The sequence below is a fragment of the Chryseobacterium sp. DZ-32 genome, assembly GCF_059587025.1.
Genome location: NZ_JCAIOM010000007.1, coordinates 142,222 through 166,453, shown reverse-complemented (window position 1 = coordinate 166,453; position 24,232 = coordinate 142,222). Strand labels below are relative to the sequence as shown.

The following is a 24,232-nucleotide window of genomic DNA, read 5'->3' as shown; positions in this document are numbered from 1 at the left end:
AAATAAAAGACTGGTTAAAGAAATAACCAGTCTTTTTATTAAAAAATATTTTGATTCTCAGAAAAATGTCTATATTTGCACCTGAAAATCAAGTTTAACCAATAAAAAACGACGAAGCAATGTTCAGAACTAAACAGAATTCTACAGTTGGATTGCCACTTATGGTGGTAAGGCTTCGCGGTTTGGTACATTCTTAGAATAACAGTACAATGAAATATCAAAACCCGAAGTCGTAGAGATTTCGGGTTTTTTTATTGCGCAATATTTCAAACTTCAAGTTTCCCCGAAATCTTTTTTAGTGTCATTAAAGGCAAAATAAGATGAGAAATATTCCTCAGAACTATTTCGTCTATTATTAATCCATTCAACTAGTATTTTAGTTGATTAAAAGCTGTGTGAGATAAAAATTAAGATCTCACACAAGGCTTCTGTTAACAATGGAAAATGATAATCTTCTGTTCTCCCGCCTGAGAAGTGTGAGAAGCAGAAAAAGAGCAATTAGAAAAGATGTAGAAAAGCAGATAAGAAAAAAATATCGACGTAGTGAAGAACTTTGGGAAATCAGACGAAATACCCCATGGATTCTTTTGGATAAACCTTATCAAAGAGGATTTGTAAGATTCTTTGTGGTAAGAGAAGATGTCATGAGATCCAAAGACGGAGAATTCTTTGAAGGAATACTGAAGAAAATTAATACCTACATGTATTCGGAAAGCCGCCGGTTTTTAAAAAAGAAAAGAAAATTCGGGCGGAGAATATATGTAGAGAGAGTACAGAAACTCCAGCATATTTCTTCATATTCCTGGAATGACCCGAAGCTGGGACTTACAGCAAGAGAAAGACAGTATTTTTTGAAACAGGAAGAATACTGCCCGGCCCGGAAGTCTTATGTTCCTTACTACGAATTTATTGAACCATGGAGGTTTACACTGCGTACAAGACCTAATATGATCACCCATTATAAACCTGTAAACTTTGAATTGGAAAAAGAGTGTGCAGAACTGGACGATTATTTAGGGCAGCATAAAATTGTAGGAATTATCAACAAAACAATGTATGGTAAGTCATCTTCATGGAAAAGCAAAAGAGAAGATATTCCACTTATTAAAAGCAGGAAATATGCTACCTGCAAAATGTCTGCAACAGAGATTGCGGAAAGCTTACAGGACTTATAAGTCCTACTGTTATTTAAAACAAAAACAATGGGAAATTTAAAACTAAAAGGAAAAGATATATTAAAACTGGGCTATCCAAATAATCAAAGCGTAAACGTAGCATTGGAAGTCATGAAAAGAAATTTTGCAACGAAGAATATTAACCACGTAAAATCTCTTTTAAAGGAAATCCTGCTGAATCCGGAAGAATTTGAAAAAGATCTCACCTTCGGACAGATTGCAGAAACCCTGCTTTCATCCAAAAAAACTGAAAAGCGGATGCTGAATTCCCAGCGGGCTTCATTTCAGATTTTTGGTACTAACATTTCAGAGGAGGCAAAAAATCAGCTATACACTGCCTTGAAGCTGCCAATTTCAACTCAGGGAGCATTAATGCCAGATGCCCACAGTGGTTACGGCCTTCCTATCGGTGGAGTTCTGGCGGTGGAAAATGCAGTAATCCCTTATGGAGTAGGAATGGATATTGGCTGCAGAATGAGCCTCAGTATTCTGGATACGCCCGTTTCATATCTTGAAGGAGCGAGAGATAAGTATGAAAAAGCGCTTGCTGAACATACAAAATTCGGAATGTATGAGACCCATAAATCTCACATAGATCACGAGATTTTCGACAGAGATACATTCGATATGATCCCGATCTTAAGAAGATTAAAGGGAAAAGCCATCAAACAGATGGGAACCTCAGGCGGAGGAAATCACTTCGTAGAATTCGGGGAAGTGGAAATCACCGAAGAAGATGAACAGATTGGCCTGCCTAAAGGAAAATATCTGGGAATACTTTCTCACAGCGGCTCAAGAGGTCTTGGAGCTGAAATAGCCCAGTATTACTCAAGAGTGGCAACAGAACAGTGTCCATTACCAAAAGAAGCACAAAACTTCGCATGGCTGGACCTCAGTACCCACCTGGGATTGGAATACTGGACGGCAATGAACCTTGCCGGAGATTATGCTTCAGCCTGCCACGATGATATTCACAGAAGGCTGGTGAAAGCGGTCGGTGGAAGAGTAAAAGCCAGAATTGAAAACCATCACAACTTCGCGTGGAAAGAAATCCATAACGGAAAAGAAGTGATTGTTCACCGGAAAGGAGCCACTCCTGCCAATGAGAATGAATTGGGAATGATTCCCGGATCCATGACGGCGAAAGGATTTATCGTTCGTGGAAAAGGAAACCCGGAATCGCTGAACTCTGCCTCTCATGGAGCCGGAAGAGCGCACTCAAGAGGGGAATGCAGAAGCCTTTTCACCCAGCATGATATCAAAAAAGAACTGAAGCTGAAAAATGTCACACTGATGGGTGGAAATGCTGAAGAAGCACCAATGGCCTACAAAGACATCAATGAAGTGATGAATGCACAGAGTGAGCTGGTAGACATCCTGGGAACATTCCAGCCACGAATTGTGAGAATGGACAGGTAATTAATCTAATACTTTACAACCTTACAGGTTTCAAAAACCGGTAAGGTTTAGTAAAATGTAACAAAAAAATGGAAAAATTAATACAGATCACTTCAGGAAGAGGTCCTTTGGAATGCCAGTGGGTGGTAGCCAAGGTCCTGAAGACCTTTCTTGAAGAGGCAAAACAAAATACAATAGAGTATGAGATCATTCATCGTGAAAGCGGTGATGAAAATCTGACCTTAAAATCAGTAACTGTACTTTTAAAAGGAAAAGATGTAAACCCGTTTCTGAAAAGCTGGCTGGGAAGCATTTGCTGGATTGGAAAAAGTACCTTCAGGAAGCTGCATAAAAGAAGCAACTGGTTTATCGGAATTTTTGAATTGGAAAATGTTAAAATGATTGATTTCAATGAAAAAGATATCAGATTTCAGACTGCGAGGAGTCAGGGAAGCGGAGGGCAAAATGTAAATAAAGTGAATACTGCTGTACGCGCCACTCATATTCCCACGAAAGAAACTGTTTTTGTGCAGGATTCCCGCTCACAACTTGAAAATAAAAAGTTATCGGTTATCAGATTAAAAGAAAAGGTAATGGCGGTTTATATTCAACAGTTGGAAAGAAAGCTGAAAGAAACCTGGTCTATGCAGATACAGGTGGAACGTGGAAATCCGGTTCGTACATTTTCAGGAACAGATTTTAAAAAGAATTATGAAGACAGGACATTCAAAAAACAAAGGAATGCCTTGAAAAATGAACTTAAAAACTACAACAATGACCTTAACTAAAAGCAAATATTATTTTGAAGCGTTAGACTATTTTCCATTCAATCTTTCTGAATGCATGGATGCACTGAACTACGCGTTATCTTATGAACCTGAAGATGCAGACAGCCTTTGTCTGATGGGAAGAGTATATTCTGAAGAATTAAAGGATTATGAAACAGCAAAGAAGTACTTTAATGAAGCCATGCAAAGTAATATCGGGAATATCAATACTCCCAAATATTATATTGAATGTCTTTTGAATAATGAAGATTATGAAGAAGCAGAAAAACTGATTGATTTTGCTCTGAAATTAAAAGGTATTGACAAATCAGAAATTCTGAACTGCCAATCTTTTCTTCATGAAAGAAACTTTGAGTACAAACAGGCTGTGGCGACCCTTAAAGAAGCTAAGAAATTTGCTTACAGCCGGGCAGCACTTGAAGTACTTGAAGATAGAGAAAAGATGATTGAAGGTAAAATGCCGGCTAGAAGGATTAAAAAGAAGGAGGAGACTAAATAAATCTCCTTTCTTTGATAAAAATAGCTGATTATGTATGCATTTATTAAAAAATGAGCGCCTTCAAAAGTTAAAATTATAAAACAAAAACTTTAAAAAAATAAATAATATGATTAAAAAAAATCAAAAATATCGAGATATCGATGTTTTTCATGATTTTATTTTTTTTATAAGTTGTTAGCAGGTAGTGTTTTATATATTTATCTACCTAAAAAAACAAATATGAAAAAAAATTTTTTTCTAGTACCGTTTTCGGTGGCAGCATTTTTTGCTTCCGAAAATGTTTGTGGCCAAAATTCTTCGGAACTTATTCAGGAGTATTATCACAATAACGGGCAGATATCACAAAAGAGTAAAAGTGATGCATCAGGAATTATTATTCTGAACGAAGATCTTTCCAAAAGTCTTGGAGCCAGAATTGTAGATGTGCAGCAAACCTATAATGGGCTTAGAGTCTATAACGCTATGGGAAAAGTAGTTATCAGGGAAAATAAAATTATTTCTGAGAAAATGAATTTAAGAGGAATATTGTTGTTGATAGCTATAAAAATATCACTGCAAAATTTTCAGATGATCTTATCAAAAGTAAGCTGGGGCTGAAAGATATTTCTGAAATAAATTACTCTGATGATGTCTACTTCGAGAATAATAAGGTATACAAACTTGCAAAAGAATTATTTGTTTCTGACAAGAATTCTTCCGATGTATGGCATGTAATAGCTGACGCAAATACAGGTGAAATACTCACTAAAGATAATATGACAGTGAGTTGTCGTTTTGAGGGAGCTGAGTATGAAGATAATAGTTCTGAAGAACCGGCAATGTCTCACCTGGCATATATGGCACCCGCTGAAAGAAAGGAATATATAAAAATACCCGGAAAGCAGGTTCCGGATAATGCATCTTATAACGTGTTTCCGTTACCGGTAGAGGCTCCTACATTTGGAGCCCGCTCTATAATCAGTAACCCATGGGATCTTACAGCATCTCCCGAAGGCTGGCATTCTGACGGAACCAACAGCTATACCATAACACGGGGAAATAATGTTTACGCATATTCTGATCAGAATGATACCAATACAGCGGGATACTCTCCGGACGGCGGAAGCTCACGTATTTTTGATTTTCCTTTTGCTGACGGAAGATATGATAATCCCTTCACCTATAAAGATGCTGCTATCACCAATTTATTTTATATGAATAATAAAATGCATGATCTGTTTTATAAATTCGGATTTACAGAATCTGCCAGAAACTTCCAGACCAATAATTTTGGAAATGGCGGTATGGGAGGAGATGCTGTTAATGCAGAAGCTTTTGACGGAAGCGGTCTTAACAATGCCAATTTTAGCCCTGGCTATGAAAAAATTGTCAACGGACAGCCACAGGTGAAGGCAGGTAGAATGCAGATGTATCTATATGACAGGCTGCAAACAGCAGATGACCCCGTAGTAAGGTATCAGTACAATTCTCCTGCTTCTGTTGCGAGCAGACCTAAAGTAATGACAGCCGGAGCATCGTTTGGCCCTTTGTATCAAGCTCCCGTAACAGGAGATCTTGCTATTCCGGTACCTGCTGATGCCTGTACTGCACCGGCCGTCGGAAGCCTGACCAATAAAATTGCAGTCATCACAGCTGCTAATTGTGAATATAGTCTTAAAGCCCTCAACGCACAGAACGCAGGAGCTCTGGGTGTCATTATGTATAAACCTTCTTCCGATATACCAAATTCATTGGCGGCAGGTACTTATGGAGGACAGGTCACCATTCCTACTATCAGTATAGGAAAAACAGAAGGTTTATACTTGACCGGGCAGTTGAACAACGGAAATATAATTAATGTAACTCTTAATTTTGATTATAGTGGTTTCAAGAATGCATGTTTTGATAATGGCACTATGGCCCATGAGTATGGACATGGAATATCCAACCGAATGACCGCGCAGGGATACAGTTGTCTCTCATCTACCAACAGCACAGAGCAGATGGGTGAAGGCTGGTCTGATTTCTTTGGGCTTATGGTGACTGCCAGACCCGGAGACACTTCAGCTGTTCCCAGAGGACATTCAACTTACACGAAAAACGAGCCTATAACAGGAAATGGCAACAGATTAGCGAAATATTCTCCTGATTTTAGTATTAATAATTATACTTACGGAAAAACAAATACAAATACAGAAGTCCATCAGATAGGGTTTATATGGGCAACAATGCTTTGGGACCTGGCCTGGAAGTATATCGAAAAATATGGATACAATAATGATCTACTGGCCAGCAATACTTCCGGAAATGCAAAGGTTCTTCAGATTGTCATTGATGGGCTTAAACTGCAGCCGTGCAGCCCCACTTTTATTGATGGAAGGGATGCTATTCTGCAGGCTGATGTAATAGGAAATGGAGGGAATGATAAATGCCTGATCTGGAATGTATTTGCAAGAAGAGGACTTGGGGTGAATGCATCCGCAGGCTCCAAAACGGTTGCTAATGATCAGGTAGAAGACTTTACGATACCCGCTGAATGCAGCACAGCTTTGGGGACTCAGGAAATTAAAAAAACAGGATCCAGGTTTATTGTATTCCCAAATCCTGCTTATGATGAATTTTTCGTAGGAAATATAGAGCAATCCCTTAAAGAAGTTAAAATTACGATGTTTGATATGTCTGGTAAATTAGTATTGACGGACTCCAGAGAATCAGGGTCGAAGAAAGCTGTCTCTGTAAAAGGGCTACAAAAAGGAGTTTATATGGTTCATATCAGCCAGGGGAATCAGTCTCAGGTTGAAAAACTTATCGTAAGATAGCAGCAGGTACCAATTGGGTGAATAAAAAATAAGCTTTCCTTAGAAAGCTTATTTTTTATTCACAGAAATCAGATAATCATACACCATTTGATGCTGGTCATCAGTAAGCTTAGCCTTTGGAGCCATTCTGCTTAAAGTGTTGATCCACCCTTTGTCGTCATGTTTTGTTGGTTCCGGCAATTTATGGCATTTTGCACAGGAATTTTCAAAAATGGTCTTTCCCTGCGCCAGCTGCTCAGATGAGGTATACTTTGGCCCGGTTACAGCCACACTTTTTGGTCCGCACGATACCAGAAATGCTGATGCCGCGATACCTGTTAAAATGAATTTTTTCATATCTATTTTTGTTTGATGAATTACTTCTTTACAGAAACAATATAATCATAAACCCATTGGTGCTGCTCATCCGTCAGTTTTGCCTTTGGAGCCATAGAATTCATGATTCCTACCCATTGTACAGGTGTATGTGAAGCAGGATCCGGCAATTTATGACATCTTCCACAGGAATTTTCAAAAATAGTTTTCCCTTGAGCAATCTGTTCTGCAGTAGACGTTGAAGTTCCTGCAGCAGCAGTAGAGGTAGCAGCTTTCGGCGTACAGGAAACCAGTAGAATACCGGTAAACGAAGCCGCAGCGATGAGTTTTTTCATGTTTCTTTTTTTGAGATATAACAAATGTAATAAATTCCTTAAGCCTTTGATACAGGGTGTTCTAGTTTTAATTTAGAAGAAATAAAAATTGAATTCATACGAGATAGGGAATTACAAATGAAGATAATTGATGTCTTTTAACTCATCATTATGAATAGGCTATTGACCATTCCCATTTTAATTATTAATTTTGAATCAATGAAATTTTCTACAGAAGAATTAATAGAGGGAATACAATCAGGAAACAAGCGCCTGATTGCAAAAGCTATTACATTGGTTGAAAGTAAAAAAGCAGAGCACAGGGTACAGGCAGAAGAACTTTTGAAGAAAATTATGCCTCATACCGGAAACTCTGTGAGAGTAGGAGTAACGGGAGTTCCAGGAGCCGGCAAATCTACTTTTATAGAAAACTTTGGACGCCTGGCTATTGCCCAAGGTAAAAAAGTGGCAGTTTTGGCCATAGATCCCAGCTCGGCAATCAACAAAGGAAGTATTTTAGGGGATAAAACCAGAATGGAAGAACTGGCCAAAGAAGAAAATGCATTCATACGCCCTTCCCCAAGTTCCGGGTTTTTGGGAGGAGTAGCCAATACTACCTTTGAAACCATGATGATCTGCGAGGCTGCAGGATACGATTATATTTTAATAGAAACCGTTGGAGTAGGACAGTCAGAAGTACTGGTTGCTGATATTACCGATGTTTTCTTATTCCTTAAAATCATTGGAGGCGGAGATGAACTTCAGGGCATAAAAAGAGGAATCATGGAAATGGTGGATGTTATTTTTATCAATAAAGTGGATCTGGATAACCTTCAGAAAGCAAAAAATACAAGGCTTGAACTGAAAAGAGCTCTGGACTTTATTCCTCCTAAAGAAAAAGGCTGGAAGATCCCTGTGCTATTAGGCTCTGCTCTTCATAACGAAGGACTGCAGGATGTCTACGATAAAATATTTGAATTTATTGATCTCAAAAAGAAAAGCGGCCGTTTTGAAGAAATCCGTGTTCAGCAGGCTGAAAAGCGATTCGAATATTGGGTCCAGGAATATATTTTATCCCTGATGAAAAAAAGCAATTCGGTAGAGGAAGCTTATCATATGCACAAAAAAAATGCTTCAGCCATGGTTTCCAATCCAAGTACTGAAGCAAAATTATTTGTTGAAAAATTTTTATCTGATCAAAAAAGGGATTAAAGGATTAAAGCTTCTCTTTTTCCTGTTTTACTTCAGTTTTTGAAATATATCCGTCATAAGTAATGGGCTGCCTGTCGCTGCTTCTCATCGATACGAAGGCTTTACCATTTTTAAAAATTTCTATATTCACTTCATCTACATTTCTTGCATCTTTAGGCTTGAATTTTAAAGTCCAGGTTCCCTTTTTATTCTGAGTTTTAGTTACCGTAAAATCTTTTGAGGTAAATCTGTAGCTGTTATCACTTGTACTTCCGTAAGTTGGATTGAAAAGCCTTCCAAAATAAGGCAGTACCACATCCAGTGTATTTTTACTTACATCAATGGTATAATCTCCATTCAGATTAAGCATTCTCGTTGCAGTAGCATTGGGCATAGAGTTCATGACATTGATAACATCATAATTGGTAGGATTGGCTCGTTGTGCATAGAAGGTAAACTCCTGGGAATTTACTAAAGTATCCACTGTTTTCGAATCTAATGAACCTTGTGATGCACAGCTCTGAAATAAGAACAGGAATCCAAAAATCATCAGTAAAGAAATATACTTTTTCATAATGAGATAATTATTAATTTTAAACAGCAAAATGTATGCAAATATTTTCTTTAAGAAATATTTTGGAATAAAAATTGTTAAGGTTGAATTATTAACACTCAAACTATGAAAGTTACACATCTATTAGGAATGGGAGCTATTGCTCTGTCGGCTGTTGCCTGTACTACAAATCCGATTACAGGAAGATCTTCTTTACAACTGGCCAACAATTCGGAAATTTTAACAATGTCTTCACAGGAATATAGAACGACATTGTCTAAAGGTAAAGTGATTACCGGTACGGCAGATGCAAAGAGAGTGGTAAATGTAGGAAACAGAATCAAAAATGCAGCAGAAAGATATTATCAGAGTATTGGAAGATCAGCGGATCTTGCCAACTATAGCTGGGAGTTTAATCTATTGCAGAGCAACGAGCTGAACGCATGGTGTATGCCTGGCGGTAAAGTAGCAGTTTATACCGGAATATTGCCGGTAACAAAAGACGATAACGGACTTGCCGTTGTAATGGGACATGAAGTTTCCCACGCATTGGCAGGCCACGGAAACGAAAGGATTTCTCAGGCAATGGTAGCCCAGTACGGAGGTGCAATCCTGGGAGGAACCATCTCCAATGCGCAATGGGCCAGTGTTTTCCAGAAGGTATATCCTATCGGATCGCAAGTGGCTTTACTGAAATACGGAAGAGGGCAGGAATCTGAGGCAGATGAAATGGGACTTTATCTGATGTCTATGGCCGGATATGACCCAAGAGCAGCCATTCCTTTCTGGAACAGAATGGAAGCAGCTTCTTCGGGAGCAAGGCAGCCTGAATTCTTATCTACCCACCCAAGCCCGGAAACAAGAATTTCAGATATCAATAAAGATCTTCCGAAAGCTTTAGAATATTATAAGGCTGCGGGAGGAAAATTATAATGAGAATTTTAATCTTGAGTAAAGCCTTATTAAATTTTTAGTAAATTTGGTAAGGCTTTTTTTATAAACACCTAAACACAATATTATGAAGAGTTTATCAATTACCGGACTTATACTTTTAGCAGTTTCTGCATTACTTTTCTATCTGACAACCGATTTTGCCGTAGAACAAATAAAAATTTCCCACATTATGGGAATAATGGCAGGAATAGGTATAGGACTTATCATTGGAGGAATGGTAGGATATGTAAGTAAAGGAAGCGCTATCAAAGCGGAACAGAAAAGAAAAGAATTCAAACAGCTGCAGAAAGACAAAGAAGAGCTTGAAAAACAAGCGGCAGAAATTGCAAAACGCCAGGCTGAGCTTGAAGCACAAAATAAAAACCCTCAAATTTAAATTTGAGGGTTTAAAGTTGTTATTTTCGATATTAAATTAGAATTTATATCCTAAACCTACCATAAACAGATTAGGCCTGTTATCATATCTGATTTCCGTACCGGAAACTCTGTTGATGAAATTTCTTTCGTCTTTACTGAAAGCACCTTCATATCTTGCATTTACAATAAGTTTTTTGATTTCAAGCTGTGCACCAAACTGGTATCCTACAGTAAAATCATTTTTAGCATTTTCTTTGAAATCGTTGTAAGTATTGTCTTTATTTAAGTTAAAACTTCCTACAGGTCCTACAAAAACGCCCAGCATATTCCCTAAAAGGTTATATCCTAAAAGAACCGGAACATCGATACGGTTGCTTTTTACATCAAAAGTAGTGTTCTCTGTTGTAAACTCATTTTTGAAGTGAGTGTAATAGATTTCAGGCATCACAAACAATGAAGTAGGAAGACCTACTTTTAATGAAAGCCCAACGTTGAAACCTACATTATTTTTACCTGTTCCTTCAATTGCATCATTCACTGTTCCTTTGATATTGGACCATGAAGGAGAGCCTGTCGGAAAAATTAAGTTGGCTTTACCTGCCAGTGAAATCTGTGCAGAAGCCCACATTGAAAACCCTAATAACGCTATACTAAGTACCTTTTTCATTATCGTCTATTTTTGTATTTGTCGTTTCAATCGTTTTATTATTCTCAAGTAAATATTCTCTCAGCTCTTTAAACAGTTCTGAAGAATAAACGAAGTCAATCAGGTTTTTATTGCCTGCAGTAATCAGAATGTCTTTGTTGCCTTCCCATTCTTTGATTCCCAGTCTTAGGTATACAATTTTCTCGCCAATCGTCATTACAGAGTTCATATCGTGGGTATTGACAATGGTTGTGGTATTGTATTCCTTTGTGATCTCGTAAAGAAGATCATCTATTACTTTTGATGTATAGGGATCAAGTCCCGAATTGGGTTCATCACAGAACAAATATTTGGGATTGTTTACAATTGCTCTCGCAATAGCAACCCTTTTCTGCATTCCCCCTGAAATTTCAGAAGGATATTTCTTTTCAGCTTTATCAAGGTGTACTCTTCCTATTACTTCAAAAACCCTTTTCTTTTTTTCTCTGTAGGTAAGATTGGTAAACATGTCAAGAGGAAACATAATGTTTTCTTCAACAGTTAAAGAGTCAAATAATGCGCTTCCCTGAAAGACGGTCCCGATTTCTGAACGGAGATGCTGTTTTTCATCTCTGGTCATCGTATTGATATCTTTTCCATCAAACAGAATTTCTCCTGATGAAGGCATATATACATTCAGTAAACTTTTTAAAAACACAGTTTTTCCTGAACCACTCTGTCCAATAATCAGGTTTACCTTTCCTTTATCAAATGAAGTTGAAATTCCCTTCAATACTTCAACATCTCCAAAACTTTTCTTAAGATCTTTTACCTCAATCATCAGCTTAATATTAATTGGGTTAAAATTAATTCGGAAATGATAATGAATACCATTGTCCATACTACCGCCTGTGTACTGGCTCTACCTACTTCCAATGATCCTCCTTTTACGTTATATCCGAAATAAGAAGGTACTGTGGCAATGATGAAGGCAAAAACAGTTGTTTTGATAAATGCATAATAGATAAACAGATTGGGCATATACATTTGGATTCCCACTATATAATCGTTCTCGGTCCAGTTTCCGGTCAGAATTCCGGCAATATATCCTCCGCCGATACCAAATACTATACTGATAGCAATAAGAAGAGGGTTAAAGAGAACACAGGCAACAATTTTAGGGAAAATCAGAAAATTCGGAGAGTTTACTCCCATGATATCCAGAGCATCAATCTGTTCGGAAACCCTCATTGTTCCAATACTGGATGCAATATAAGACCCTACTTTACCCGCAAGAATCAGACTGATAATGGTTGGCGAAAATTCCAGAACCAATACAGCCTTTGTAGCGTATCCTACAAATGAAGTAGGAATAGGAAAAGAAGAAGCATCAAAGTTGTTGAACATCTGAATAGCAACTACAGCCCCCACGAAAATAGAAGTGAAGACTACGAGCCCGAAAGAATTTACTCCCAAATCATTAATTTCTCTCATGAACAGCTTCCAGAAAACCCTCATTTTCTGAGGTTTCTGCAGGGATTTTCCCAAGAGGATAATATATTCCCCTATTGCTGTGAAAAACTTTTTTAACATACTGCTAAATTAGACTTTTTTATTTAATTGGGCTACAGTCAAGAATAAGACCAAAGCTTGGTTTTGTGTTAAAATTATTTCAATATTATCTTATCCTGTTCTTTATTTTGCATTTTTATCTCCTCCAATAACCAATAGAACGGTTTTTAAAATAATAACCAGATCAAGTACGAAACTCCAGTTTCTTACATAGAATGCATCAGCAAGAACTCTTTTTTTCATCTCTACTTCCACATTTCCGAAGTCACCTCGCAGTCCGTTCACCTGTGCTAAACCGGTAATACCAGGACTTACCATACTTCTCAGGCTGTATCTGCCGATTTTAGGTTTGTAATAATTGTCGACAGCCAGCATGTGAGGACGCGGGCCTACCACAGACATTTCTCCTCTCAGCACATTGATGAATTGAGGAAGTTCATCAAGGCTTGTTTTTCTTAAAAATTTACCTATTTTGGTAATTCTGGAATCATTTACTGAGGTGGTTTTGGTGGTAGATTCATCATTCACAACCATTGTTCTGAATTTAATGCAACTAAAAACCTCCTCATGAAAGCCATATCTTTTCTGAAAGAAAAAAACAGGTCCTTTGGAAGTTGTTTTAATTAAAATCGCAATGATTGGAAATACCCAAGAGCAGATGAAGACCAATATAATAACAGAAAAGAAAATATCAAATGTCCTTTTCATCAGGAAATTAGAATAATAATCTAACGGGTACCTGGCCTGATTAAGTACCGGCTGGGTCTGTATATATCCAAGGTCATAAAGGAAAAAATCACTTTGGGTGATACTTGGAATCAGTGAAATGTGAATCTTATGATCTTCGGCCAGTCTGAAAATTTCATTTTCCATCGCTTCGTCATAGGAGTTTTCCATAGATAAAAACAAAGTGTGGATTCCGTTCTTTTTCCAGAAAGCCACCAGCTCACTGATCTTCACCCCGGTATGTTCGTATTCAAATATCCGGTATCCATAATCTTTACGTTCTGTAAAGATATTCTTCAGAATTTCCGTAGAATGTTCATCTCCCAAAAACATAACATTCCTGTAATTGGCACCAAGAGATCGTAAATACTTGATGGCAAAATACACTAATGATTTAACCAGAAAAATAGAAATAAAAAGGTAAAGTGAAAGCCAGTAAATATCCGAATTGAAAAACACATTTTTACTTACCTTTCCTATAAGCAGCACTCCCAGTATAAAAAACAGGAAATGAATTAAAAGCCGTTCAAGAAACAGGGTATAAGTAAGGTTTCTCGGGATATTGTATATTTTTGTCCTACCGCTAAGGAGCACCCAGAACAAAAACAACAGAATGAGAGAAAAACTATTCTGGTACCAGGTTTCTTTATTGTATTTTAAGCTTTCGTTTCTGCTTATAAAAAAGAATATGAAGATAGATGCAATAACCATGAGGTCAAGCAACATAATGATTGATTTCAGGTATCTAGAGTATCGAATTCTCTGCATCTATCGGTATTATAGCGGATAAGCACGGCTAATTTACACTTTTTTACGGGATATTCAGATATTTGTGAGTCTGAACAGAAGCCTGCCACTCAGGGTTTTCCAGAATGAAATCTGTGATCTTAGGATACATGTCGTTTCTTTTGCTCCATTCACTCTGAAGATAAAGTTTACAGTTTTCGGAAACTTTTGCAGCTTGTTCCTGAGCAAAAGTAAAATCATGCTGATTGAAAATAATGACTTTAAGCTCATTGGCCTTTTGATAGATCTCTTCTTTAGGAAGTCCTGTTTTCTTAGGGGAGAGAGTAATCCAGTCCAGTTGCCCGCTCATAGGATACGCTCCTGAAGTTTCAATATGTACTGTACATCCTAGTTCTTTTAGTTTGGAGGTCAGGATATCTAAATTCCACATTAAAGGTTCACCGCCGGTCAGCACTATTGTTTTACAATGTCTGGCAGCTGTTTCTGCAATTTCTTCTGCATTCATCAAAGGGTGGAGTTCCGGATCCCAGCTTTCTTTTACATCACACCAGTGACATCCTACATCACAACCTCCCAGCCTGATAAAATAGGCGGCTTTTCCGGTATGTGCTCCTTCTCCCTGTAAAGTGTAAAAATGCTCCATCACAGGGAGCATTTTACCTTCTTTTAATAAAATATCTTCTTCTTTATTCATTTTAAATTAGTCGTTATAGACCGAAGTTTTGTAAGCAATGATGGTGTTTTTCATCAACATCGCTCTTGTCATTGGGCCTACTCCTCCAGGTACCGGAGTGATCCAGCTTGCTTTGGCAGCACAGCTGTCAAAATCTACATCACCTGCAAGGTAATATCCTTTTGGAGAATCATTGTCTACTCTTGTAATACCCACGTCCACGATTACAGCTCCTTCTTTAATCATATCTCCTTTTAAGAAATGCGGATCTCCCAAAGCGGTAATGACGATGTCTGCTTTTCTTGTATATTCTTCGATGTCTTTCGTATATGAGTGTGTAAGGGTAACAGTAGAGTTTCCAGGGAAATCTTTTCTTCCCATCAAAATACTCATTGGTCTTCCTACAATTTTACTTCTTCCGATAATGACACAGTCTTTTCCTTTCGTTTCAATATTATATCTTTCCAATAATGTTAAAATCCCGAAAGGAGTTGCCGGTAAGAAAGTATCCATTTCAAGAGCCATTTTTCCAAAGTTTTCCGGGTGGAAGCCATCCACGTCTTTTCTAGGGTCAATAGCATTGATGATTTTTTCCTGATCAATCTGATCCGGTAAAGGCAGCTGAACGATAAATCCGTCTACTGCTTTAGACTTATTAAGCTCGTCAATTTTTTCCAATAGTTCAGATTCAGAAACAGTGCTTGGAAATTTAATTAAGCTGGATTGAAATCCTACTTCCTCACAGTCTTTTACTTTAGAGTTTACATAGGCCTTGCTAGCTCCATTATTTCCTACAAGAATAGCCACCAAATGCGGAGCTCTTCTTTTGCTTGCGAGAATCTTTTCTACTTCAACCTTGATCTCCGCTTTAATTTCCTTGGATACTTTAAGTCCGTCAAGAATTTCTGCCATTTTTACTTTTTTACTTTATAGATTTACTTTTACTTTCTTTTTACTTACTATTTATTTTCTTTATAGTAATTGATCAATCCGTTGGTTGAGCTGTCATGAGAGCTTATTGCTTCATTATTTTCAAGCTCAGGAAGGATTTTGTTGGCTAATACTTTTCCTAATTCCACTCCAAACTGGTCAAAGCTGAAAATATTCCAGATTACTCCCTGGACGAAAATTTTGTGTTCGTAAAGGGCGATTAACTGACCTAATGAAAAAGGAGTTAATTCCTTGAATAATATAGAGTTAGTTGGAGTGTTTCCATGGAAGACCTTGAAATTGATCAGCCTGTCTATTTCTTCATCAGATTTTCCGGAATTTCTAAGCTCTTCTTCTACTTCCTCTTCCAGTTTTCCGAAGGCAAGTGCTTCAGTCTGAGCAAAAAAGTTCGCTAATAATTTGTCTTGGTGATCAGAAACATGATTCGGGCTTTTTGCATAGGCAATAAAATCTGCCGGAATCAATTCTGTTCCCTGATGGATTAACTGATAGAATGCATGTTGTCCATTGGTTCCAGGTTCTCCCCAGATGATCGGCCCCGTTTCATATTCTACGAATTCACCATTTCTGTCTACACATTTTCCGTTACTTTCCATGTCTCCCTGCTGAAGATACGCAGCGAATCTGTCCAGATATTGAGAATAAGGTAAGATGGCATAAGTAGTTGCTGCATAGAAATTACGGTACCAGATTCCCAGAAGCCCCATTAATACAGGAATATTTTCAGAGAATTCTGCAGTCTGGAAGTGTTGGTCTGTATCAAAAGCACCTTTTAAAAGCTGCTCGAAATTTTCATATCCTACAGAAAGAACAATACTTAATCCGATAGCACTCCAAAGAGAATATCTTCCGCCTACCCAGTCCCAGAACTCAAAAATATTTTCTTCTGCGATTCCGAACTTTTTAACTTCCTCAATATTAGTAGATAAAGCCACAAAATGCTTCGCAACATCTTCCTGTTTTCCTGCTTTCAGGAACCAGTCTTTAGCTGAATTGGCATTCGTCATTGTTTCCTGAGTTGTAAAAGTCTTGGAAGCAATGATGAATAAAGTAGTTTCAGGATTTAAATCTTTTACTACTTCTGCGATATGATTTCCGTCCACGTTGGAAACAAAGTGAGCGTTTAATCTTGTTTTAAAATGCTTTAAAGCCGAACAAACCATTACAGGACCCAAATCCGATCCTCCAATCCCGATGTTGACTACATCTGTGATCTCTTTTCCACTAAAACCTTTATGTTCTCCTGAAATAATTTTCTCAGAAAAAGATTTCATATGCTCAAGAACTCTTTTGATCTGTGGTTTGATATTTTCTCCATCCACCAGAATTTCACGGTCTGAAAAATCTCTTAATGCGGTGTGAAGAACAGCTCTTCCTTCAGTTTCATTGATTTTATCTCCGGAGAACATTCTGGAAATAGCATCTTTTAACTGGCTTTCTTCTGCCAATTGTAACAGAAGATCCTTGGTTCTGGAATCGATCAGGTTTTTAGAATAATCAAAAAGATAGTTGTCCTTTTGCAGGGAAAACTCGTTAAAACGGTTCGGGTTATATTGGAAGAGAGTTCTAAGATCAAAGTCATTTCCACCGAAGTGTTCGTCAAGTGCTTTCCAGCTGTTGGTTTGTGTTGGATTTATTTTTGATAGCATATTACAGAATTTTTATCATTCAGAAGATCATGTATCGGATGAAAATGGTTAATCATCCATAATGATTTATTTCTGATCTGCAAATTTACGGAAAAATAAAACCTCAGATAAATTTGAAGAAGATAAATAACGATTTTTTAAAAAACAAAACCTCAGAACAGGCCTGAGGTTTTGTAAAATGTGTTTTGTGATAAGAGTTTTCAATGCTATTCATCCATTTCGTTCAGAATATTTTCAAGTTCTTTGGCACTTCTTCCGTAGATATATTTTGTCCACACAACGATACTTGTTATGATGGCTAAAGTTCCGATGAGCACTGCGATAATTAATCCCTGCTGATGAGAAGTTGTAAGTTCTGCCAGAGATTTTCCTTGTTTTTCCATCGCATTGTAAATCACCAATCCTGCTGTTACCAGAAAATGAGGAAGTAATAAAAATCCGAAAGACTGATATCGTTCCATATTCAGCCGGAGTTCATGATATATTTTCCAAAGACTGTTTTTGGTGTTTCCTGTATAAAGTTCCGTCTGTTTGTAGAATTTATAAAATCCTAACAGGTAGTAGGATGATATGACAACCATCACGGTATAAGACACATAATAAATAATATACTGTGAAGAAGGAAACTGAAACTGAAGGGGAAAAAGAGCTATGAGAATGATCGCAAGAATCTGCATAGGGAACTCTCTTTTCATATTTTTCTGGATTTTTTCTATAGGGTGTTTGCTTTCCTTTAATTGCTTTATGGTATCAGGAATATGGACATCACTGTCTTCTTTATTCCACTGTTCTTTTAATTGATCAAAATTCATAACCTGACTTTTTTATGATTTGCTGTATTTTTTCTTTTGTTCTGTTGAGTTTTACACGGGCATTACCTTCACTGAGACCTAAATTGTTTCCGATTTCTTTATGTGACATCCCTTCCATAAAATAAAATATGACGGCTTTTTCCAAAGGATTCAATTCCTGAACGGCACTGTAGAAAATTTCCAGTTGCCTGTCTTTGGTGGGATTATAATCTTCCTGCTGAACTTCAAAATGATGAGGAGCATCCGTATGGTTACCGGATCTCTGTTTTTCTTTTTTTAAATAGGTAATGGCAGTATTGATAGCAACCCGGTACATCCAGGTAGAAAACTCACTGTTACCTTTGAAGTTCTGATAGGACTTCCAAAGCTGGATTAGGATTTCCTGCTGAAGGTCTTCCCGGTCCTCTACAGAATCTGCATAGATCCGTGAGGCTTTGTATAAGATACCTTTGTGCTGGTTGACAAGCTTTAAAAAAGCAGATTCAGTTGGATTGCTCAAAATCGTTTCATGGTTTGGTTATAGTTATAAGCTTGATACAGGTCTTACGGTGTAGCCTTTGGCCCGAAGAAGAGGGATAATTCCGTTTTTACCCATAAGATGAGATCCACCGACAGCAAAGAAAGAACTTTCTTTTTTCATTATGTCCGGCATTACTTTTACCCAGTTCTGATTTCTGTTGGTAAGCATGGCCTTTTCCTGTTGGGCATTCATAAATCTTTCATCCTTAAAAAGACTGTAAAGGGATTCTGCATTTTCATTTTTAAAAGCTTCAATCATCTGTCTGAATAATATTTGATATTCTTTGTCCATTTTAAGTTGAGCAATAATGCTCTTCAGGTCGTAAGCTTCATTGATGGATTTCATCTGATCTTCTACTTTTTCCAGTCCTTTGATGCTTTTTTTATCTTTCATTGCTTTCTGAAGAAGTTCCATCTCGTAAAGTTTTACTTCAGTCTGAGGACATGGAATGGCTTTAGTGGAAAGTAATGCATAAAGCGCCTGCGGGCTTGAAGAATCAATACTTTTCAGGTCTGTTCCATAGTTACCGAGAATCGTATTCAGCTCTTTAGCTTCTTCAGGTGAAAGCTGATCCGATATTTTTTTATCTGCTTTAAACATTTTCTGTAATGACATCATTTCAGCGGGATCTGTATAATTGATTTCCATAACAAGGTTTTCAGAACTCTCAAGAGCTTTCAGTACTTTAGGTTTAATCTCAAAATCTTTACTGCATAAGATATGAAAAGTCCCGGTAATATAAGAGGGCTTAGAAAGACCGTTTCCGGAAACCTCCCAAAGCAGGCTGTTTTCTTTGTTGCTGCTTTTATCTTGTGCATTGGACGTTATGAAATTCAATGACAATAATGCTGCAAATCCAAGTTTGATAAAATTTTTCATAGTATTTTTTTGATTTTCTGTTCTTTTAAATAGTAGGTAAAACAGGCATTACAATCGTTACAGTTTTTTTTCAAAAAAAATAAAAACCTCCTGAAAACAGGAGGCTGTAAAATCTAAAATTATGATGATAACCAATTGGTTAGGATAGTTTTTTTATTCCTGATTTTTTGAATAATCAGGTTTTGAAATTTTTCTTTTTTTTAAAAAATAGAGGATTGCAGCAGCAATTAATACGAGAGGCCATACATTGATAAGCCCCACAATAATTCTCTGAATCAGATAAAAACCGTATACAAAGCCATCTTTAGCATCATAGATGAAATTGTATTTATACTTATTATCAATACTTGTGGTGTTGGTGACAGCAATTTCTGCAATACGCAACTGAGGCTCTTTGATGTAAATGTCAATCGTGCTGTATTTCAGATCATCCGTCATGTTCATGCTGGAAAGCTTTTGAAGATTTCCTTCAGACATATTCTCATCATCCAGCGTTACTTTATCTTTATTTGTTTTCAGCTTGCTGATGTTCTCAGAAGTTTTTTGATTTCTCTTTCCTTCCAGTTCAGAATACTTGATGTTGGCCGTAACATCCTCAGCATTGATGGATCTTGAATTAAGAAATAATTTATTGGTATTGATCGCTGTCAATAATTCTCCCAGTTTTTCCGTAGGAATACGAACCTGCATTCTGTTCTCTGTCTGGTATTTTTTAACCAGCATCGCCTTTTCATTGGATGTGTTGTAGGTGTTTTCAGAAACAACGTTACTTTGAAGATTACTATTGGTAACAAATCCTCCAAGCTCCTGAACCGATTTTTCAATAGCAATCGTTGCATTATACACATCTTTTACTTCCATGTTCACATCAGCTGTTTTGATGAACTGTTTGTCTTTTACTTTCATTTCTGCAACGGATGAAATACTGTCGGAAACAATAGCAGAAGCAGAATCTGTTGTAGCATATGCTTCAAGGTCTGTTGAAGCTACTTCTCCTTTTTTACATGAATAAATTCCTAATAAAAGTATAGCTGACAGAGATAATTTAATGTAAGTGGTTTTCATAGCGCTGATTTTTGTTGTTTTGCTTGAGTCAAAGTTCAGCCAGGATATTTTGTAACATTTGAAAATCAAAAGTAAAAAGCTTGTAAATAAAATTTTCATTTATAATAAGTTGAAATTTAGTGTTTTGTAAAATAGGCTGGAGTCTTAATCATTGCTTTCGGAGCAGTTTTTGCTTATCTTTTACAAACCAAAACTACAATCTATCACTATGTCAAATACTTTTTCCAAAATCAGAAACGCAATAGGATTATTCACATCTATAGATTTTGATCAGCTGAGCGCCATTTCTCAAAAAGTAGACTTGCCAAAACTGATGCAAAATTTCTCAAAACTGGATGATAAACAGCTTTCCGGGCTTATGAAAATGCTTGATCCGGAAAAGAAAAAGAAAGAACTTCCGCCCATTGACGGAGATTTTTATGATATCTACCATACTCTTACTCCGGAACAGCGTGAAATTCAGCTGAAAGTAAGAGCATTCATGGAAAAAGAAGTAAAACCTCTGGTCAATCATTACTGGCTCAGAGATGAATTTCCTTTTGAGTTGATTCCAAAATTTCAAAAACTGGATATTTGTGGTGTTACTTATGAAGGCTATGGCTGTCCGGGAATGCCTTTCCTGATGGAAGGTGTTATTGCGATGGAAATGGCAAGAGTAGATGCTTCTATTGCCACTTTTTTCGGTGTACAATCCGGACTGGCGATGGGTTCTATTTATATCTGCGGATCGGAAGAACAGAAGCAAAAATGGCTTCCGCAGATGCAGAAATTTGAAAAAATTGGTGCCTTTGGACTTACGGAGCCCGAAGTTGGATCAGGAGCAGCAGGCGGACTTACAGTGACCTGTAAAAAAACACCTGAAGGCTGGATTCTTAATGGCCAGAAAAAATGGATCGGGAATGCTACTTTCGCTGACCTGATCATTATCTGGGCAAGAGATCTGGATAGCGGAGAAGTGAAAGGTTTTATTGTTGAAAAAGATAATCCGGGATATTCCGTAGAAAAGATCAAAGGAAAAATGGCGTTAAGAATTGTTCAGAACGGATTGATTACCTTAAAAGACTGTCTCGTTACCGAAGAAAACCGTCTGCAGAATGCCAATTCCTTTAAAGATACAGGTAAAGTACTGAGAATGACAAGAGCTGGAGTAGCATGGATGGCCACAGGTTGTGCACGCGGAGCTTACGAAAGTGCTTTGGATTATACCCGAAAGAGAGAACAGTTTGGAAGACCTATTGCCTCATTCCAGATGATTCAGGGACATCTGGTGGAAATGTTGTCTAATCTTACCGCCATGCAGACCATGGTTTTCAGACTGTCTGAAATGCAGGATGAAGGAATTTTGAAAGACGAACATGCTTCTTTAGCCAAAGTTTTCTGTACTCTCAGAACAAGAGACATTGTTTCCAGAGCAAGAGAAGTAATGGGAGGAAACGGAATTCTGCTTGAGTACGATGTGGCCCGGTTTGTTGCCGATGCAGAAGCCATTTATTCTTACGAAGGAACAAAAGAAATCAACTCGCTCATCGTAGGACGATCGATAACAGGTTTCAGTGCTTTCGTATAGGTGACAGGTAGCAGATGGCAGGTAATAGGTTGTAGGTGCTGCAACCTGCAACCTATCATCTGCCGCCTTATGAAACTAAATGTTTATATTTTTCCTTGTTGTCAATAATCATCCAAAGATTGATCAGAAACATTACTCCGGCAATACCCATTCCCATAGGAGATTTATCCATTGTGAAAACATGCGTGACAATTCCTACCATGACAGGTAAAATAACAATGGCACCTAATGCTCTTGTTTTTGGGAAAATAAATAATAACCCGCCAATGACTTCTACAATCCCGACTAAAGGCATCAGCCAGCTGATTTCTCCGAAAGCAGCGAAAAGTTTCATTTGCTCAGGAGTGGGTTTCTCCATGGGCATATAATTGAAAAACTTGTTTAATCCGGCATTAATAAACATAAGCCCGAAAAGCAGACATAAGATGAATTTTATTACTTTCATGATTGATGATTTTATATCAAATGTAAAATAAAAATAGGATTCTTTGATTGTATTTTTATAAAAAATGTATAATTAATGTTAATGATAGGTTAATGTTGTGTTTTGGACAATTTCATTGTTTATATTTGATATTCAAACTAAACTAATACTATTATGTTGAAAAATCTTAAAAAATTAAACCGTACGGATTTGAGAGAAATCCAAGGAGGCGGAGGTGTTGGAAAATGTGATATAGGACCTATAGGATGTCCTTGTAAAATTCCACCTGGTGATCCTTGTTTAGGTGGCCCGGGTGGAGATCCTAGTGGACCTTCTTATGGATATTGTCCTGACAGCCAATCTTATATTCTTTGTACGGAAACGTGTCCAAATGGAATGAGTCCTTTGTGTGCTCTTCCATAAATAATATAAAAAAGACTGTCTCGAAAGAGGCAGTCTTTTTATTTAAAGTTACGAGTATACCAATGAGTCCCCATTGCTTATTACTCATTACTCATATTCTAGTCCATTTCCTTCAAAGTGATATTCTTGGAAATTTTGTAGCTTTTTTTCTTCTTATGAGGTTTGGGCTCTTCTCCTAGCAATCTTCCCCAAGGTTTTAGATCGTCTACTCTTTCACAGATAATTTTTATAATCGCAATCGCTGGAATGCACAGGAACATTCCTGCAATTCCCCAAAGATGTTCTCCCAGAAGGATACCAATAAAAGAAAATAAAGCGTTGATTTTTACTTTGGAACCTACTACAAATGGAAGGACAATATTTCCGTCTACAGCGTGAATGGCAATATAGCCCAAAGCAACGTATATACATGTTGATGGAGTAGAAGTGGCGAATGCTATAAAGCAGGAAATTAACAGAGAAATAAAGATTCCCAGATAGGGAATGACGTTTAATAGCCCGGTCAAAACTCCTAAAAGAATAGCATATTTTACTCCCAGAATCGTAAGAAGGACCGAAGTAAGAACAGATACAATAATCACCTGAAGAAAAAGCCCGAAGATATACTTCTTGGTCATGATTCTAATTTCGTTTACAGCTTCCTGTACACTTGTTTTATGTCTTTCGTTGAAAACAGTAACGATAAAATTATTTAAAAGTCTTCTGTAATTTAAAATAAAGATAAAAAACAGGGTGAAAAATATAATGAAGCCGAATCCGGTTGAAAATATTCCAAAAGTAAATCCTAAAATGACTCCCGAAGAAGACAGCAGTTTAGTTAATCCCTGGTTGATATAATCCACCTGTTCATCCACTTTCACATTAAATGTTTTGGAAACCCAATGCTGGAGGCTGTTAAAAACTGTAGTAAACTGTTCCTTAAGGTGTGGTAGATCCTTACTGAAGTCAGACAGCTGATTGGTAAAGAAATAAATAATTCCGCCTAAAATCATCAGCATAATAAATACTGAAGTCATCGTAGACATAGATCTCGGAAATCTCAACTTTTTTTCCATAAAACTGGCAGCCGGTAAAAACAGCATGGCCATGAGGAATGCCAGGAAAAACGGAGCTAAAATGCTCTGTCCCAATGCCAGTAGATAACCAAGACCAATGATGGAAACCACCACGAGTGTAAGCTTGACAAGGAAAGGAAGTCTAAGAAAATTCATAATCTAAAAATCTGCAGTGTGGAATAAAAATAAGAAAACCCATCTG

General features: G+C 37.3%; 27 protein-coding genes. 11 read left to right on the top strand and 16 right to left on the bottom strand.

What is annotated here, in order from left to right:
* Positions 1-437 precede the first annotated feature (437 nt).
* The 6 genes from AC59HC_RS09950 (at position 438) to AC59HC_RS09925 (ending at position 6,658) form a co-directional block, all read left to right on the top strand.
* On the top strand, positions 438-1,175 hold the full coding sequence (locus AC59HC_RS09950; protein WP_395971948.1) for a hypothetical protein: 738 nt from the start codon (positions 438-440) through the stop codon (positions 1,173-1,175).
* A 27-nt stretch (positions 1,176-1,202) separates the two neighbouring features.
* Complete coding sequence (locus AC59HC_RS09945) at positions 1,203-2,594, top strand: RtcB family protein (RefSeq protein WP_496558514.1); 1,392 nt, start codon at positions 1,203-1,205, stop codon at positions 2,592-2,594.
* A gap of 68 nt (positions 2,595-2,662) precedes the next feature.
* Entirely contained in the window at positions 2,663-3,361 is a 699-nt protein-coding gene (gene prfH / locus AC59HC_RS09940) for a peptide chain release factor H (RefSeq protein ID WP_395971944.1), read from the top strand.
* Positions 3,348-3,860, top strand: a complete 513-nt coding sequence (locus AC59HC_RS09935; protein WP_496558513.1) for a tetratricopeptide repeat protein — start codon at positions 3,348-3,350, stop codon at positions 3,858-3,860. Before prfH ends, AC59HC_RS09935 begins: the two co-directional genes overlap by 14 nt.
* Before the next feature lie 219 nt (positions 3,861-4,079).
* Positions 4,080-4,457 (top strand): hypothetical protein, encoded by a 378-nt coding sequence (locus AC59HC_RS09930; RefSeq protein WP_496558512.1) that lies wholly within the window; start codon positions 4,080-4,082, stop codon positions 4,455-4,457.
* The gene (locus tag AC59HC_RS09925) at positions 4,385-6,658 is read left to right on the top strand and encodes a T9SS-dependent M36 family metallopeptidase (RefSeq protein WP_496558545.1); all 2,274 of its coding nucleotides are present in this window, start codon (positions 4,385-4,387) and stop codon (positions 6,656-6,658) included. Before AC59HC_RS09930 ends, AC59HC_RS09925 begins: the two co-directional genes overlap by 73 nt.
* Positions 6,659-6,706: 48 nt before the next feature.
* Here AC59HC_RS09925 and AC59HC_RS09920 read toward each other — a convergent pair whose 3' ends face one another.
* Positions 6,707-6,994, bottom strand: a complete 288-nt coding sequence (locus tag AC59HC_RS09920) for a c-type cytochrome (RefSeq protein WP_227942672.1) — start codon at positions 6,992-6,994, stop codon at positions 6,707-6,709.
* 20 nt (positions 6,995-7,014) lie between these two features.
* Positions 7,015-7,308, bottom strand: a complete 294-nt coding sequence (locus AC59HC_RS09915; RefSeq protein ID WP_137904801.1) for a c-type cytochrome — start codon at positions 7,306-7,308, stop codon at positions 7,015-7,017.
* 198 nt (positions 7,309-7,506) lie between these two features.
* Between AC59HC_RS09915 and meaB the strand changes: the two genes are divergently transcribed.
* Positions 7,507-8,499: a methylmalonyl Co-A mutase-associated GTPase MeaB gene (gene meaB / locus AC59HC_RS09910; RefSeq protein WP_496558511.1), complete on the top strand. Its 993-nt coding sequence runs from the start codon at positions 7,507-7,509 to the stop codon at positions 8,497-8,499.
* A 4-nt stretch (positions 8,500-8,503) separates the two neighbouring features.
* Here meaB and AC59HC_RS09905 read toward each other — a convergent pair whose 3' ends face one another.
* Positions 8,504-9,052: a DUF4251 domain-containing protein gene (locus tag AC59HC_RS09905; RefSeq protein ID WP_110009934.1), complete on the bottom strand. Its 549-nt coding sequence runs from the start codon at positions 9,050-9,052 to the stop codon at positions 8,504-8,506.
* 105 nt (positions 9,053-9,157) lie between these two features.
* On the opposite strand from AC59HC_RS09905, the gene AC59HC_RS09900 reads away from it, so the two are divergent.
* Together AC59HC_RS09900 and AC59HC_RS09895 are read left to right on the top strand one after the other, a co-directional pair.
* Positions 9,158-9,964, top strand: coding sequence for a M48 family metallopeptidase (locus AC59HC_RS09900; protein WP_110009933.1), 807 nt, complete (start codon positions 9,158-9,160; stop codon positions 9,962-9,964).
* An 85-nt stretch (positions 9,965-10,049) separates the two neighbouring features.
* Positions 10,050-10,361 carry a hypothetical protein gene (locus tag AC59HC_RS09895; protein WP_110009932.1) on the top strand — a complete coding sequence of 104 codons (312 nt, stop codon included), beginning with the start codon at positions 10,050-10,052 and terminating at the stop codon, positions 10,359-10,361.
* A 36-nt stretch (positions 10,362-10,397) separates the two neighbouring features.
* Here the strand turns inward: AC59HC_RS09895 and AC59HC_RS09890 are convergent, their stop codons facing one another.
* From AC59HC_RS09890 to AC59HC_RS09840, 11 genes are all read right to left on the bottom strand, one after another.
* Positions 10,398-11,009 carry an outer membrane beta-barrel protein gene (locus AC59HC_RS09890; RefSeq protein WP_202840036.1) on the bottom strand — a complete coding sequence of 204 codons (612 nt, stop codon included), beginning with the start codon at positions 11,007-11,009 and terminating at the stop codon, positions 10,398-10,400.
* Complete coding sequence (locus AC59HC_RS09885; RefSeq protein ID WP_002983922.1) at positions 10,993-11,808, bottom strand: ABC transporter ATP-binding protein; 816 nt, start codon at positions 11,806-11,808, stop codon at positions 10,993-10,995. Before AC59HC_RS09885 ends, AC59HC_RS09890 begins: the two co-directional genes overlap by 17 nt.
* Complete coding sequence (locus AC59HC_RS09880; protein ID WP_110009930.1) at positions 11,808-12,560, bottom strand: MlaE family ABC transporter permease; 753 nt, start codon at positions 12,558-12,560, stop codon at positions 11,808-11,810. Before AC59HC_RS09880 ends, AC59HC_RS09885 begins: the two co-directional genes overlap by 1 nt.
* Before the next feature lie 102 nt (positions 12,561-12,662).
* Positions 12,663-14,033 carry an exopolysaccharide biosynthesis polyprenyl glycosylphosphotransferase gene (locus AC59HC_RS09875; RefSeq protein ID WP_496558510.1) on the bottom strand — a complete coding sequence of 457 codons (1,371 nt, stop codon included), beginning with the start codon at positions 14,031-14,033 and terminating at the stop codon, positions 12,663-12,665.
* A 43-nt stretch (positions 14,034-14,076) separates the two neighbouring features.
* Entirely contained in the window at positions 14,077-14,706 is a 630-nt protein-coding gene (locus AC59HC_RS09870) for a 7-carboxy-7-deazaguanine synthase QueE (protein ID WP_110009928.1), read from the bottom strand.
* 6 nt (positions 14,707-14,712) lie between these two features.
* Complete coding sequence (locus AC59HC_RS09865; RefSeq protein WP_034692667.1) at positions 14,713-15,597, bottom strand: bifunctional 5,10-methylenetetrahydrofolate dehydrogenase/5,10-methenyltetrahydrofolate cyclohydrolase; 885 nt, start codon at positions 15,595-15,597, stop codon at positions 14,713-14,715.
* Between the two features lie 47 nt (positions 15,598-15,644).
* Positions 15,645-17,285 (bottom strand): glucose-6-phosphate isomerase, encoded by a 1,641-nt coding sequence (gene pgi / locus AC59HC_RS09860; RefSeq protein ID WP_343639321.1) that lies wholly within the window; start codon positions 17,283-17,285, stop codon positions 15,645-15,647.
* Between the two features lie 206 nt (positions 17,286-17,491).
* Positions 17,492-18,097, bottom strand: a complete 606-nt coding sequence (locus AC59HC_RS09855; protein ID WP_202840025.1) for a hypothetical protein — start codon at positions 18,095-18,097, stop codon at positions 17,492-17,494.
* Complete coding sequence (locus tag AC59HC_RS09850; protein WP_496558509.1) at positions 18,087-18,596, bottom strand: RNA polymerase sigma factor; 510 nt, start codon at positions 18,594-18,596, stop codon at positions 18,087-18,089. The genes AC59HC_RS09855 and AC59HC_RS09850 overlap by 11 nt, the downstream gene beginning before the upstream one ends.
* A 24-nt stretch (positions 18,597-18,620) precedes the next feature.
* On the bottom strand, positions 18,621-19,496 hold the full coding sequence (locus tag AC59HC_RS09845) for a TraB/GumN family protein (protein ID WP_496558508.1): 876 nt from the start codon (positions 19,494-19,496) through the stop codon (positions 18,621-18,623).
* A 153-nt stretch (positions 19,497-19,649) separates the two neighbouring features.
* Positions 19,650-20,561: a DUF4349 domain-containing protein gene (locus AC59HC_RS09840; protein WP_496558507.1), complete on the bottom strand. Its 912-nt coding sequence runs from the start codon at positions 20,559-20,561 to the stop codon at positions 19,650-19,652.
* A gap of 208 nt (positions 20,562-20,769) precedes the next feature.
* Between AC59HC_RS09840 and AC59HC_RS09835 the strand changes: the two genes are divergently transcribed.
* A complete protein-coding gene (locus AC59HC_RS09835) occupies positions 20,770-22,128 on the top strand; it encodes an acyl-CoA dehydrogenase family protein (protein ID WP_343639330.1) in 1,359 nt (452 codons plus the stop codon).
* 67 nt (positions 22,129-22,195) lie between these two features.
* Here AC59HC_RS09835 and AC59HC_RS09830 read toward each other — a convergent pair whose 3' ends face one another.
* A complete protein-coding gene (locus tag AC59HC_RS09830) occupies positions 22,196-22,573 on the bottom strand; it encodes a DoxX family protein (RefSeq protein ID WP_202840016.1) in 378 nt (125 codons plus the stop codon).
* A gap of 153 nt (positions 22,574-22,726) precedes the next feature.
* On the opposite strand from AC59HC_RS09830, the gene AC59HC_RS09825 reads away from it, so the two are divergent.
* Positions 22,727-22,975, top strand: coding sequence for a bacteriocin-like protein (locus AC59HC_RS09825; protein WP_062676028.1), 249 nt, complete (start codon positions 22,727-22,729; stop codon positions 22,973-22,975).
* 98 nt (positions 22,976-23,073) lie between these two features.
* On the opposite strand, the gene AC59HC_RS09820 is transcribed toward AC59HC_RS09825, so the two are convergent.
* The gene (locus tag AC59HC_RS09820; RefSeq protein ID WP_496558506.1) at positions 23,074-24,186 is read right to left on the bottom strand and encodes an AI-2E family transporter; all 1,113 of its coding nucleotides are present in this window, start codon (positions 24,184-24,186) and stop codon (positions 23,074-23,076) included.
* Positions 24,187-24,232 lie beyond the last annotated feature (46 nt).

Coding starts and splice junctions, on each gene's coding strand:
- AC59HC_RS09865 (WP_034692667.1), bottom strand. CDS start 15,597: ATGGCAGAAATTCTTGACGGACTTAAAGTATCCAAGGAAATTAAAGCG.
- AC59HC_RS09945 (WP_496558514.1), top strand. CDS start 1,203: ATGGGAAATTTAAAACTAAAAGGAAAAGATATATTAAAACTGGGCTAT.
- AC59HC_RS09950 (WP_395971948.1), top strand. CDS start 438: ATGGAAAATGATAATCTTCTGTTCTCCCGCCTGAGAAGTGTGAGAAGC.
- meaB (WP_496558511.1), top strand. CDS start 7,507: ATGAAATTTTCTACAGAAGAATTAATAGAGGGAATACAATCAGGAAAC.
- AC59HC_RS09890 (WP_202840036.1), bottom strand. CDS start 11,009: ATGAAAAAGGTACTTAGTATAGCGTTATTAGGGTTTTCAATGTGGGCT.
- pgi (WP_343639321.1), bottom strand. CDS start 17,285: ATGCTATCAAAAATAAATCCAACACAAACCAACAGCTGGAAAGCACTT.
- AC59HC_RS09935 (WP_496558513.1), top strand. CDS start 3,348: ATGACCTTAACTAAAAGCAAATATTATTTTGAAGCGTTAGACTATTTT.
- AC59HC_RS09835 (WP_343639330.1), top strand. CDS start 20,770: ATGTCAAATACTTTTTCCAAAATCAGAAACGCAATAGGATTATTCACA.
- AC59HC_RS09900 (WP_110009933.1), top strand. CDS start 9,158: ATGAAAGTTACACATCTATTAGGAATGGGAGCTATTGCTCTGTCGGCT.
- AC59HC_RS09880 (WP_110009930.1), bottom strand. CDS start 12,560: ATGTTAAAAAAGTTTTTCACAGCAATAGGGGAATATATTATCCTCTTG.
- AC59HC_RS09885 (WP_002983922.1), bottom strand. CDS start 11,808: ATGATTGAGGTAAAAGATCTTAAGAAAAGTTTTGGAGATGTTGAAGTA.
- AC59HC_RS09905 (WP_110009934.1), bottom strand. CDS start 9,052: ATGAAAAAGTATATTTCTTTACTGATGATTTTTGGATTCCTGTTCTTA.
- AC59HC_RS09870 (WP_110009928.1), bottom strand. CDS start 14,706: ATGAATAAAGAAGAAGATATTTTATTAAAAGAAGGTAAAATGCTCCCT.
- AC59HC_RS09920 (WP_227942672.1), bottom strand. CDS start 6,994: ATGAAAAAATTCATTTTAACAGGTATCGCGGCATCAGCATTTCTGGTA.
- AC59HC_RS09820 (WP_496558506.1), bottom strand. CDS start 24,186: ATGAATTTTCTTAGACTTCCTTTCCTTGTCAAGCTTACACTCGTGGTG.
- AC59HC_RS09830 (WP_202840016.1), bottom strand. CDS start 22,573: ATGAAAGTAATAAAATTCATCTTATGTCTGCTTTTCGGGCTTATGTTT.
- AC59HC_RS09875 (WP_496558510.1), bottom strand. CDS start 14,033: ATGCAGAGAATTCGATACTCTAGATACCTGAAATCAATCATTATGTTG.
- AC59HC_RS09845 (WP_496558508.1), bottom strand. CDS start 19,496: ATGAAAAATTTTATCAAACTTGGATTTGCAGCATTATTGTCATTGAAT.
- AC59HC_RS09840 (WP_496558507.1), bottom strand. CDS start 20,561: ATGAAAACCACTTACATTAAATTATCTCTGTCAGCTATACTTTTATTA.
- prfH (WP_395971944.1), top strand. CDS start 2,663: ATGGAAAAATTAATACAGATCACTTCAGGAAGAGGTCCTTTGGAATGC.
- AC59HC_RS09930 (WP_496558512.1), top strand. CDS start 4,080: ATGAAAAAAAATTTTTTTCTAGTACCGTTTTCGGTGGCAGCATTTTTT.
- AC59HC_RS09895 (WP_110009932.1), top strand. CDS start 10,050: ATGAAGAGTTTATCAATTACCGGACTTATACTTTTAGCAGTTTCTGCA.
- AC59HC_RS09855 (WP_202840025.1), bottom strand. CDS start 18,097: ATGAATTTTGATCAATTAAAAGAACAGTGGAATAAAGAAGACAGTGAT.
- AC59HC_RS09825 (WP_062676028.1), top strand. CDS start 22,727: ATGTTGAAAAATCTTAAAAAATTAAACCGTACGGATTTGAGAGAAATC.
- AC59HC_RS09915 (WP_137904801.1), bottom strand. CDS start 7,308: ATGAAAAAACTCATCGCTGCGGCTTCGTTTACCGGTATTCTACTGGTT.